Below are 12,790 nucleotides of genomic sequence, written 5' to 3'. Positions count from 1 at the left end.
AAACAAAACTTACATGAAAAAACTCTACTCTTTAGCGTTATCAATCACTTCACTGATTGGTTACGCTCAAGCTGGCGCGCCGGCGTCTCCTTATTACAACGGGTTTAACTGGACTGTAACCGGGAGTACGTTAAAAAGTGCGTTAGCTACCAAAATTACGAATACGCATACCAAAACGCTGAGCTATGACAACGTTTGGGATGCCGACAAGATCATTGACCTGGACCCGAATGATGCTTCCAATGCCAATGTTTTATTGCTTTACGGATTTAGCAGCACGATGTGTCCGGCTTCCACTTCTGACGACAACAATCACAGAAGAAGAAATAAAAACAGTAACGGCGGCGGTACCACCTGCGAATGGAACAGGGAACATACTTTTGCAAAATCACTGGGAACTCCGGATTTAGGAACTTCGGGCCCTGGTGCAGATGCACACCATTTAAGAGCTTCAGACGTACAGCGTAACGGTGCCAGAGGAAGTTTAAAATTTGCTCCGGGTTCCGGTAATTCAGGACCTGTTTCCGGCGGATGGTATCCGGGTGACGAGTGGAAAGGCGATGTAGCCCGTATGATCATGTATATGTACCTGCGCTATCCAACCCGATGCCTGCCTAAAAATGTAGGTACCGGTTCGACCGTTTCTTCCGATGCCAATATGATTGCGCTATTCCTGCAATGGAATGCCGAAGACCCGGTTTCGGAATTTGAAGACAGAAGAAATACCTATTTGGGAAATGCCGGTAATACTTACGGTCAGGGAAACAGAAATCCATTTATTGACAACCCGTATTTAGCAACTGTTATCTGGGGCGGTCCGGTAGCCGAAAATCGCTGGCCATCCATCCTGGCTACAGACAGCTTCGATGCTCTGGCAAGTGTTCTGGTCTATCCAAACCCGTCTAACGACCAGAGAATCAATATTTATTCTGAAAAAGAACTGGATGAAATCCAGTTAATCAATATTAACGGTCAGATTATTCAACAAATCAAAAAACCGGCACACTATCAGCAGACCTACACGATAGAAAACCTGCCGCAAGGTTTTTATCTGGTTCGAATTTCGTCTGAAAACCTGACCACTACCAAAAAAATTATTGTCAATTAAAGGAGTTCCTTTAACTATAAAAAGCCTGTCTTCAATAACAGGCTTTTTTTATGCCTTTTATAATTATTTCAAAAAGTTACAAATAAAACATTTTTAACCTCATTTACCCTGTAACATCGCAAAAAGTCATAATCCACTAACATCTAAATAGTTAAAATTCTTTTTTTATAACAGCAAACGCTATAATTTTACATCCTAATTATTCATCCACTATGAAAAAACTTTACACTACCGTCTTGTTGATGTCGGTTTTTATGGGTTTTGCCCAAATTCCTGTGGGCTATTATAACAGTGCTACCGGCACCGGTTATACATTAAAAACCCAATTGTATAATATTATCAAAGGTCACTCGGATCTGGGGTATAATGGTCTTTGGACCACTTACAGTACAGCCGACAGGGATCACTACTATGAGAATGACAATACTATTTTAGACATCTATTCGGAAAAACCGGCAGGACCGGACGCTTACAGCTATACTTACAGTACGGACCAATGTGGAAATTACACCGGCGAAGGCAGCTGTTACAACAGAGAACATACCATTCCTCAATCGGTATTTGGTTCTCAGGTTCCGATGTATTCTGATGCGCATCATATTCCGCCTACAGATGGTTATGTAAACAACAAAAGAGACAATTATCCGCATGGTATGGTAGGAACGGCAACGTGGACCTCAACAAACGGATCCAAACTGGGAGCGGCTTCAAACTCCGGTTATGCAGCCGGATATACCGGAACTGTTTTTGAACCAATTGACGAGTTTAAAGGCGATATTGCCAGAATGTACCTTTATTTTGCGACACGCTACGAAAATGTTGTAAGCGGTTATACATACCCTATGTTTAACGGAACCAGTAATCAGGTTTTCACCAATACCTTCCTTAAAATATTAGTAAACTGGCACAATTTAGACCCGGTTAGCCAACGTGAAATCGATCGTAATAATGCCATCTACAACCGTCAGCACAACCGTAACCCGTATATTGACCACCCGGAATATGTACAGTCCGTATGGGGAGCAGCTTTGGCAACCGAATCTTTCGATGCTTTAGCCAATGTATCCGTATATCCGAATCCGTCTAACGATCAGAGAATCAATATTTATTCTGAAAAAGAGCTGGATGAAATTCAGTTAATCAACATTAGCGGTCAGATCGTACAACAAATCAAAAAACCGGTTCACAACCAGGAAACCTATACTATAGATAACCTGCCTCACGGTTTCTATTTATTGAAATTGTCTGCAGAAAACCAAACGACAACTAAAAAGATAATCGTTAACTAATACGATAATGCGATACTAAAAAAGGAGTGCTGAATCAGCACTCCTTTTTTTATGGTTATCTCACAAATGAATTACATATTTCTTCGGTACTGACCGCCTACTTCAAACAAAGCAGCCGTGATTTGACCTAAAGAGCAATATTTAGCAGCATCCATTAATTTCTCAAAGATATTCTGGTTCTGAATCGCAGCTTCCTGGATAATATCCAGTTGTTGCGCCACTTCATCCGCATTTGCTTTGTGAAGGTTTTCCAAGGTCAGGATCTGGAATTGTTTTTCCTCTTCCGTAGCACGGATAACCTCAGCCGGAACTACCGTAGGCGAACCTTTTGAGCTTAGGAAGGTATTTACACCGATGATCGGGAATTCTCCGGTATGTTTCAGTGTTTCATAATACAGACTTTCTTCCTGGATTTTCGAACGCTGGTACATGGTTTCCATAGCGCCCAATACACCACCTCTTTCCGTAATTCTGTCAAATTCGGTTAAAACGGCTTCCTCCACTAAATCCGTAAGTTCTTCAATGATGAATGATCCCTGGATCGGGTTTTCGTTTTTAGCCAATCCTAATTCTTTATTGATGATTAACTGGATAGCCATTGCTCTACGTACCGATTCTTCCGTAGGTGTTGTGATCGCCTCATCATAAGCATTGGTGTGCAGTGAATTACAGTTATCATAAATTGCATACAATGCCTGTAATGTAGTACGGATGTCGTTAAAGTCGATTTCCTGTGCGTGAAGTGAACGTCCGGATGTTTGAATATGGTATTTCAACATCTGTGCTCTTTCGTTGGCACCGTATTTATTTTTTAAGGCTTTTGCCCAGATCTTACGGGCCACACGTCCGATTACCGCATATTCCGGATCGATTCCGTTTGAGAAGAAAAACGACAGGTTTGGACCGAAATCGTTAATGTTCATTCCTCTGCTCAGATAATATTCTACATAAGTAAATCCGTTTGCAAGCGTGAAAGCCAGCTGTGTAATCGGGTTCGCTCCTGCTTCTGCAATATGGTATCCGGAAATGGAAACCGAATAGAAGTTACGCACATTTTGTTTAATGAAGTATTCCTGAACGTCACCCATTAAACGCAGTGCAAATTCTGTAGAGAAAATACAGGTATTCTGCGCCTGGTCTTCTTTTAAGATATCTGCCTGAACAGTACCCCTCACCTGTGCCAGGGTTTTTATTTTAATATCGCTATATACGTCGGCAGGTAAAACCTGATCTCCGGTTACTCCTAACAACATTAGTCCAAGTCCGTCATTACCCTGTGGCAATTCGCCATTGTAACGAGGACGTTCCACTCCTTTTTTCTTATAGATAGCGTTGATCTTAGCATCAACTTCTTTTTCTAAACCGTTTTCTTTAATGTATAGCTCACATTGCTGATCGATTGCCGCATTCATAAAGAATCCTAACAACATTGGCGCCGGACCGTTAATTGTCATACTCACCGAAGTCATCGGGTGTGCTAAATTGAATCCGGAATATAGTTTTTTAGCATCGTCCAGACAGCAGATCGATACCCCGGCATTTCCAATTTTACCGTAAATATCGGGACGGTGTCCGGGATCATTACCATATAAGGTTACACTATCAAAAGCTGTTGAAAGACGTTTTGCCGGCATTCCCAAACTCACATAGTGGAAACGGCGGTTTGTACGCTCCGGTCCGCCTTCTCCGGCAAACATACGCGTAGGGTCCTCACCTTCTCTTTTAAACGGATATAATCCGGATGCAAAAGGGAATTCTCCCGGTACGTTTTCCTGCAGCGACCAACGCAATATGTCACCCCAGGCTTTGTATTTCGGTAAGGCAACTTTTGGTATCTGGGAATGCGATAAACTTTCCGTATGTGTCGCAATTTTAATTTCTTTATCACGAACCTTAAACGAGTAAACCGGATTTTTGTATTTGTTTACTTTTTCATCCCACGTTAAAATGATTTCCCAGTTGTACGGGTCTAAATTCATTTTTACCCTGTCGAATTCTTTGGTCAGCAACGACAGGAATGGTTCTTTCTCTTTATCGGTTACTGCGATGGAATATTCATCAATTCCGGCTTTATTGATTACCGGTACTTTACCGGAAACCGTTTCGATGGTTTTGAATATTCCGTATAATTTCTGTGCTACTTCTTGCTGGCTTAAGGCCTGCTCATCGTATTTTCTGTTGTTTTCTGAAATTTCCGATAAGTAACGGGTTCTGTGTGGCGGAATTACAAATATTTTCTCGCTCATTTCGCGAGTGATCTCAAAAGTAGATTGTAAATCGGCTCCGGTTCTTTCTGCTACTTTATCCATAATGGATTTGTAAAGCGTGTTCATTCCCGGATCGTTAAACTGTGAGGCTATTGTTCCGAAAACCGGCATTTGATCCGGATTTACGTCCCAAAGATTATGATTTCGCTGGTATTGTTTTTTTACATCGCGAATGGCATCCAAAGCCCCTCTTTTGTCAAATTTGTTAATCGCTACCAGGTCGGCAAAATCCAACATGTCGATTTTTTCCAACTGAGTCGCCGCACCAAATTCCGGTGTCATCACATATAATGACACATCTGAGTGTTCTAAGATTTCCGTATCCGATTGTCCGATACCGGAAGTTTCCAATACGATCAAATCATATTTAGCGGCTTTCAATACTTCGATGGCTTCCGCTACATATTTTGACAATGCCAAATTGGACTGACGCGTAGCCAGGGAACGCATGTATACTCTCGGGTTATTAATGGCGTTCATTCGGATTCTGTCGCCTAACAAAGCACCACCTGTTTTTCTTTTGGAAGGGTCAACCGAAATTAATCCGATTGTTTTTTCCGGGAAATCAATCAGGAAACGACGTACTAATTCATCTACTAAAGAGGATTTTCCGGCACCACCCGTTCCGGTAATACCCAAAACAGGAATGTTTGATTCTTTATTTTTCTGATGGATGGCATCCAGCGTTGCTTTCGCTACTTCCGGATAGTTTTCTGCCGATGAAATAACACGGGCAATTGCCGTTGGGTTCTTTTCTTCCAGATGGTTGATTTCTCCGTTTAAGGTATCGCCAACCGGATAATCCGAGCGCTGTACCAAATCGTTAATCATCCCCTGTAATCCCAGTTCACGTCCGTCATCCGGAGAATAAATTCTTGTGATTCCGTATTCGTGTAATTCTTTTATCTCTTCCGGAAGGATTACTCCTCCACCGCCTCCAAAAATCTTAATATGTCCGGCACCTTTTTCTTTTAAAAGGTCATACATATATTTAAAATATTCATTGTGTCCTCCCTGATAGGAAGTCATCGCAATTGCATTGGCATCTTCCTGAATAGCGGTGTTTACCACTTCTTCCACACTTCTATCATGTCCTAAGTGAATTACCTCAACACCGGTTGCCTGAATAATTCTTCGCATGATGTTGATGGCCGCATCGTGACCGTCAAATAAAGACGCTGCTGTTACAATCCGGACTTTATTGATAGGTTGGTAAGGTTGTGCTTGTTCCATTTTTGTTACTGAATTTGAGGTCGCAATGTAGTGAATAATTAAAAATTAAAAAAGCGATATACTGTTAATAGAATGCTTTTCAGGAAGTATTTCAGGTATTTTTATAACAAAAAAGACCCACCAAAGTGGGCCGATCTTTATTTAAAACGATATTCGCGATATCGTGTGTCCAGAAGTTGTTTGTCCGGCAGCCTTATGCTTTGTGAATACTATCCATATCCACTTCAACACCCAGTCCCTGTGCAATTCCCATTCCGAGTTTTGCATCGGCCCGGAACCAGTGGCAAAGCTGGCGGTTAATGATTTCCAGTCTTTTTGGTCCGCCTATTCCTTTCATCGCGCCTACAATATTGTTGATCGTATTCTGCTGTGCCTCCGGTGTCATCAATCGGAACAGGTTTCCGGGCTGCGTAAAATGATCGTTTTCTCCTTCGGCGTTTCTGTCATACCAATCGGCCAGACCGGTTCCTAAATCCCATGCCGGTTCTTTATAAGCCTGATCGACTTCTATAGCATCGAAACTGTTTGGAAAATAGTTCGGATTGCTTCCTCCGTTACCGTCCACACGCATTTTACCGTCTCTTTGGTAATTGTTTACCGCAAACGGGCATCTGTTTACCGGAATCTGCTCGAAGTTGCTTCCCAAACGGTAGCGGTGTGCATCCGGATAGGACAACAAACGTCCCTGTAACATTTTATCGGGCGAATAACCGATTCCGTCAATAACGTGTGCCGGTGCAAAAGCCGCCTGCTCCACATCCTGGAAGTAGTTATCCGGATTCTGGTTCAGTTCCAGCACACCCACATCAATTAACGGGTAATCGCCATGCGGCCATACTTTTGTCAGGTCGAAAGGGTTGATATGATAGGTTTTGGATTCTGCTTCGGTCATTACCTGGATTTTCAGGTTCCATTTCGGATAGTGTCCGTCTTCAATAGCATTAAAAAGATCACGTTGTGCATAATCCATATCCTGTGCCCGCATCTGATCGGCTTCCGGCCCGGTAAAGTTTTTTATTCCCTGCGCCGATTTGAAATGGAATTTCACATAAAAACGCTCATTACTGGCATTAATCATCGAAAAGGTATGGCTTCCGAATCCGTGCATAAACCGGTAACCGTTTGGCGTCCCTCTATCAGACATTAAGATCAGTACCTGATGCAGACTTTCCGGGTTTAACGACCAGAAATCCCACATCATCGTTGGTGATTTTAAATTGGTTTGCGGATCTCTTTTCTGAGTGTGGATAAAATCCCCGAATTTTTTGGGGTCTTTAATAAAAAAGATGGGTGTATTGTTTCCAACCAGGTCCCAGTTTCCGTCTTCCGTGTAGAATTTTACCGCAAAACCTCTCGGGTCACGTTCCGAATCGGCCGATCCTTTTTCGCCACCAACAGTTGAGAAACGCAGGAATACTTTTGTTTCTTTCCCTATAGTATTAAATACTTTTGCTTTTGTATATTTTGTAATATCATGGGTTACCGTAAATGTTCCGTATGCTCCGGAGCCTTTGGCGTGTACCACTCTTTCCGGAATACGTTCCCTGTTAAAGCTTGCCATTTTTTCGTGCAGGATAAAATCCTGAAGCAAAATGGGGCCGCGCGCTCCGACTGTTTGCGAGTTTTCATTCTCAACATAAGGCTTTCCTGAGGCAGTAGTAAGTTTGTTGTGAGTTTTCATTTGTATTGCTGTTTTTAGTTAATAAATACTGGAATCACATTTAAAGTCCTGAACATCAATTTCTATTGCACTTTAAATTTACTCAAATTTATCCAATGTAACCGCATTAAAACTATAAATCAAATCGATTGTTTTTATTTTTTAATAGCAAAAAACTATACTTAAAATTGGTATGAACTTTGATTACCTTTGCCTATCAAATTCTCCCTATATGAAAAAAATTATTTTCTTATTTGCTTTTTTACCGTTTTTCGGATGTGCAGAAGCACAGCAAATTTTCAATCAGTTACCGAATAAGGCTAAAACCTCCGGTATTTTAAATCAGACGGATATTGCTGCCGGACTAAAAGAGGCCTTAAACAATGGTGTGGAAAAACAGGTTGTAAAGCTAACGCAGGTTGATGGTTTTTATAAAAATGAAATGGTCAAGATCCTGATGCCGGAAGAATTGCAGAAAGTAGACAAAACATTGCGCAGTATCGGGATGGGAAGTCTTGCCGATGAAGGTATAAAAATGATGAACAGAGCTGCTGAGGACGCTGTAAAAGAAGCGACACCGATATTTGTGAATGCGGTAAAGAGTATGACCATTACCGATGCCAAGAACATCCTGATGGGAAGTGACAATTCGGCAACGAACTATTTACAGACTTCTACAACAACAGCTTTGTACGGTAAATTTAACCCGGTAATTAAAAGTTCTTTTGATAAAGTAGGTGCAGATAAGGTATGGAGTACCATTATTACAAAATACAACAGTATCCCGCTGGTTAAAAAAGTAAACCCGGATTTAACGGATTATGTAACCAATGAAGCGATGGAAGGTGTTTTTAAAATGATCTCTGTAGAAGAGAAAAACATCCGAACCAATCTGAATTCGAGAACCTCCGGACTGCTTAAAAAAGTATTCGCTTTACAGGATAAAAAATAGTCCTGAAATTGCTGAAAATGGAAAAATATACGGATCGGAAAGAAAAATCTTTAAATATTCTTAGAAATCTAAATTTTTAATTATCAATAACATACAAATAACATTCTGTTAACACTTGGGCTAAAAAAAATGTCGGACATTTGCAGAGTAATAAATGATTTCTCATTTGGTTAGGGTTAGTTAAAAAAAGAAATGCCGGTGCTTCTCATCACCGGCTTTTTTATTTTATCTATATCTTATAATGAATTCAAAAAGGCTAAAAGAGAAGCTCTTTCTGATGTGGTGAGCTGTTTGAACCTTTCTTTAGGCTGCTGGGCTTCACCACCGTGCCACAATATGGCTTCCGTTATATTTCGCGCTCTTCCGTCATGAAGGAAATTCGTATGCCCGTTTACCAGCTCCGTTAATCCGATTCCCCATAAAGGACGTGTTTTCCATTCTTTTCCATTTGCCAGGAAATCCGGTCGGTTATCTGCTAAATCATCGCCCATATCGTGCAGTAATAAATCGGAATACGGGAAAATTGTCTGGTTGGACAAGGCCGCAATGGCATGATATCCGGTAACCTGTTTCGGCGTGTGGCATTTTGCACAGCCAATGCGGTCAAAAATCTTAGCCCCTTCCCTTACCGGTTTGTTGTTTATATTACGCGGTGCCGGAACGGCTAACGTTCTGCAGTAAAGCGCCACCTGGTTCAAAACATCATTGTTGATTTCCGGATCGTCGTTCAGACCGTCCTGCCCGTTGGACTGATTGTAACCGGTTTCGTTAGGAAAGACCGGATTCGTGATCCCCATATCTTCCACATAAGCCGCTGCACATTGCACCAGTATGGTTCCGGTATTGGCTTTCCAGCCAAATCTTCCCAATACGGTTTGCTGCAGTTTCGGATCCCAGACAAAGTTTGCTTTCCCGGAAATCCCGTCACCATCGGCATCATTAACATCCTGTAAAGCGAGGATATTGGCTTCCGGTATGGCTTCCAGTAATCCCAATCCGAAAACCGGAGTTCCGATTCTTGGGGACAGCATCATGTTTGCCGGTAAAGGAATATAAGGATTCACCAGGGTTATTGTCGGTTTTCGTAAGGTTATAACGGTACCGTCTGCCAGTGTTTCCGTTTTTTCCGTAAACACAACCTGATAGGCTGCTTCCGGTGTGTAACCAAACAAAGCCTGGTTTTGAATCTGCAAGCCGAAGCCCGGTGCCGAAAGCGGTCCGCCGTGACTGTCCATTCCCGGAATACTGGCTCTGACCAGTAATCCGCTTCGGTTGTTAATCATCACCGGAAAGGCCGAACGTCCGTCTCTTGGATGACAGGCAATACAGGAAGAGTTATTAAAAATAGGTCCTAAACCGGGATTCACATTTGCCGGAGCTGTTACAAAAACAGCTTCAAACTGTACATCACCAGCCAAATGTATTCCTAAACTTTCGGCATCAAGATTGGGCGCCGGAGTACTAAACGCATTACTTGTCGCTAAAAATACGGTCGTACCGCCACCTGCCAGTAACCGATCGTTTAAATCAGGAATATCTTCATAAACATCATTGTCACTATTATCGCAGGAAAGGAAAGCGACACTCAAAAAACTTAATACTAGGTATTTTTTTATCATTATTGGTATAAATTAGAAAATACCCCACTTAATAAATAAGTGAGGTATTAAAAAGACATCATAATAATAGTCGCAGGTATTCCTCAATCCCTGAGCCTATATTATAACAGTCTTATTTATAGTTACTATGGCAATACTATTCGTTAATTATTAATTAGCGGTAATAACTGAGTCTGTAATAAATTGAATAATTCATTTACTTTTTCCTGAGCATTTTCCACTGCCGGTCTGTTGTTATAGATCGCATCTGTAAACGATACCGGGATGGCTTCAATTGCTGTAATTGCCTCACTGATCTTCGCTTTGATAGTAGCATCCAATTGTGGGTTTCTAGCCGCAACCACATCGGTAAGTCCTTTACCGTCTATAGCATTATAATCTCCTAAATAAACATTCTGAACGCTACGGATGTTGTCTGCAAAATCCAATAATGAATTTTTACTGAAACGTGATTCTTCAGCCTGTGGCGAAACTCCTTCTCCATTAGGACCGTTTAAAGGCTCCTGGATTTTAGTATTGGCAACCTCATCGGCAATTGTGATGATTCCGTGTACGAATTCTTCTAACGCCGCTTTCTGTGACGGATATTTCACATTATTAGCATTTCCGGCTGTTAAGAAGTAAGCTACATAATTTCCGGCAGAACTGCTCCATCCGTTAATTAATGTTTGTGTATTGTTCTGTAAATCTTCAGCGGCAGCTTTAAGGTATTCAAATTCTCTTGCTGTAATCTGAGCAACGGTTTTAGTTCCGTTTTCTCCCCATAATAAAAACTCTATAAGGTGAAATCCTCTTGCTTCCGGGTTAGATGCAATAACGTTAGCAGTGATTGGCTGGCCACTGGACAGGATGTTGTTCATCGCTTCCACATCTACCGGCCAGGTATCCATGGCAGGATCCAAACCTCCGTTACCAAGTGCATCATCTGCTACCGGTCCGTATAAAAATCCTTCCGATTGTTCCCATGGTTTTCTGGTTGCGCTCCATGCTAATCTTGCAGCTGCAAGATTATCCTGAGTTGGTGCAGCTGCTAAAGTGTTAATAGCTGTTCTTAACGCTGTTGCTCTTTGGTTTAGTGTTTTATATGTTTCCACTACAACGTTAGAGGCAACATTACTAATTACATTTGAATATAATGACGCATTCGGGTCTACATAATTTGTGTCGTCGTTATTACTGCAATTTACTAATGCTAATGCCATTGCAATAAATCCTAAACTTAAAACTCTTCTTTTCATTTATAAAATATTTGTGTTAGTAATCTGTTTTTAGAAGGAGAAACCAATACCGGCAGAAAATGTATTTTCCTGTTGTTTCTCTCCTGTATTCAATGCGGTTACCGGATCAAACTGATACGAACCTAAATTTCTGTTCTGATAATGTGCTTTTAACACGATCTGCGGGTGTACAAACCAGTTGAATCCTCCGGTAATAGCACTTCTTTCCCATCTTGGTTTTTTAACAACGTTTCCTTCCACTCCATGCATCGTATCGTAGTAATCGTATCGCATAAACGGATAGAATTTTTGTTTGGTCGTTTTGTTGAAGAAATGCAGGATCTCGTATCCGGCTTCTGCCGAAAATCCTAAAACACTTTTTCCTACCGGTGTTCTTTTCACCCCTAAGTTGTTTGATAAACTGGCGTTCTTTCTGGAAACGATATTCGAGTTTTCAAGATTTCCGTATAAGATAATGGAATTGAAACGCAGGTAATCTTCGTCATAAGTGATATGTCCTTCAAAAATGGTTACATAAGCCGTTTCTTTCATGTCGTTTTTCGGTCTGTTTGCAGCCGCATCATTAATATAGGCTGACGCTCCGAAATAGGTATTTTTATGGGTTCCGAATTTGTAGTCCAATCGGGCTGTAAATGCCCAGCTTTCGCCCACAGACATTTCAAAACGCTGCTGGTATCCTTCTTTGATCCAGCCTCTTGAGCTAAATCCTGAAGCGTCTAAACCATTGGTAACGGACACTTCATATTTGAATCTTTTTTTCCAGAAGGTTCCGTGGAACTGTACGCCGTTTTCATACCATCCCAAAGGAAGGATTTCGTTTTCCATTTCCTGACGGTGTGTGGTAAAATAGGAAATCGGACGGTCTAAATCCTGAGCAAGTCCAAAGTGGATCTTCATTCTTCCCACCCGCACATTGAAGTAAGGACGAACGGCCAGGTTGATGTGGATCTGCTCGATCTTCACTTCTCCTCCGGCTTCCACTTCTTTTTCATATTCTCCGGCTTCTTCCTGGGTATCCAGCTCTACTGTGGAACCGGTTCCGCCGTGTTCAAATTCTATTTCCGATTTAAAACTGATCCAATCATTGAAATTGTATCCCAGGTATAAATTAAGGCGTTCCGCATCAAATTTATCTTTCATTCCCAAATCGGTATCGTAACGTCTGTAGTTGTAATAGTTAACAACTCCGTATCCGCTTAAAGTAAACTTACTCCAGTCAAAAAGGGTTTTATTTTCTTTAATAAAATCGGCTTTAACCTGTTGTTTCAGTTCTTCTCTCAACTCTTTTTTTATCTCCTCCTTAAGCTTCTTAACGCTTACAGAGTCAACGCTTTGCGCGTATCCGTTAAAAGTAAAAATGACTAGTAATAAAAGTAATATTCGGTTCATGTAATTTTGAAATTTTCGGCAAAGCTATATATTTA

The 12,790-nt window shown here is 41.3% G+C and carries 8 protein-coding genes; 3 read left to right on the top strand and 5 right to left on the bottom strand.

The window, feature by feature from the left end; translation table 11 throughout:
• Window positions 1-13: 13 nt before the first annotated feature.
• On the top strand, window positions 14-1,108 hold the full coding sequence (locus B3394_RS10085; RefSeq protein WP_273246075.1) for an endonuclease: 1,095 nt from the start codon (window positions 14-16) through the stop codon (window positions 1,106-1,108).
• Between the two features lie 212 nt (window positions 1,109-1,320).
• Window positions 1,321-2,397 (top strand): endonuclease, encoded by a 1,077-nt coding sequence (locus B3394_RS10080; RefSeq protein WP_286919508.1) that lies wholly within the window; start codon window positions 1,321-1,323, stop codon window positions 2,395-2,397.
• A 71-nt stretch (window positions 2,398-2,468) separates the two neighbouring features.
• On the opposite strand, the gene B3394_RS10075 is transcribed toward B3394_RS10080, so the two are convergent.
• Entirely contained in the window at window positions 2,469-5,897 is a 3,429-nt protein-coding gene (locus tag B3394_RS10075) for a methylmalonyl-CoA mutase family protein (RefSeq protein ID WP_273246074.1), read from the bottom strand.
• A 193-nt stretch (window positions 5,898-6,090) separates the two neighbouring features.
• A complete protein-coding gene (locus tag B3394_RS10070) occupies window positions 6,091-7,578 on the bottom strand; it encodes a catalase (protein WP_286919506.1) in 1,488 nt (495 codons plus the stop codon).
• A 211-nt stretch (window positions 7,579-7,789) separates the two neighbouring features.
• Between B3394_RS10070 and B3394_RS10065 the strand changes: the two genes are divergently transcribed.
• The gene (locus tag B3394_RS10065; RefSeq protein WP_286919442.1) at window positions 7,790-8,509 is read left to right on the top strand and encodes a DUF4197 domain-containing protein; all 720 of its coding nucleotides are present in this window, start codon (window positions 7,790-7,792) and stop codon (window positions 8,507-8,509) included.
• 236 nt (window positions 8,510-8,745) lie between these two features.
• Here the strand turns inward: B3394_RS10065 and B3394_RS10060 are convergent, their stop codons facing one another.
• From B3394_RS10060 to B3394_RS10050, 3 genes are all read right to left on the bottom strand, one after another.
• Window positions 8,746-10,128, bottom strand: coding sequence for a di-heme oxidoredictase family protein (locus B3394_RS10060; protein WP_273246071.1), 1,383 nt, complete (start codon window positions 10,126-10,128; stop codon window positions 8,746-8,748).
• Between the two features lie 143 nt (window positions 10,129-10,271).
• The gene (locus B3394_RS10055; RefSeq protein ID WP_177733271.1) at window positions 10,272-11,366 is read right to left on the bottom strand and encodes an imelysin family protein; all 1,095 of its coding nucleotides are present in this window, start codon (window positions 11,364-11,366) and stop codon (window positions 10,272-10,274) included.
• 30 nt (window positions 11,367-11,396) lie between these two features.
• Entirely contained in the window at window positions 11,397-12,755 is a 1,359-nt protein-coding gene (locus B3394_RS10050) for an autotransporter outer membrane beta-barrel domain-containing protein (RefSeq protein ID WP_286919404.1), read from the bottom strand.
• Window positions 12,756-12,790: the final 35 nt, after the last annotated feature.

The organism is Flavobacterium sp. UBA4197 (genome assembly GCF_002379575.1).
In the GTDB taxonomy this organism is placed as follows: Bacteria; Bacteroidota; Bacteroidia; order Flavobacteriales; family Flavobacteriaceae; genus Flavobacterium; species Flavobacterium inviolabile.
The sequence above is the reverse complement of the archived record's forward strand: the minus strand, read 5'-3'. Positions and strand labels throughout refer to the sequence as shown.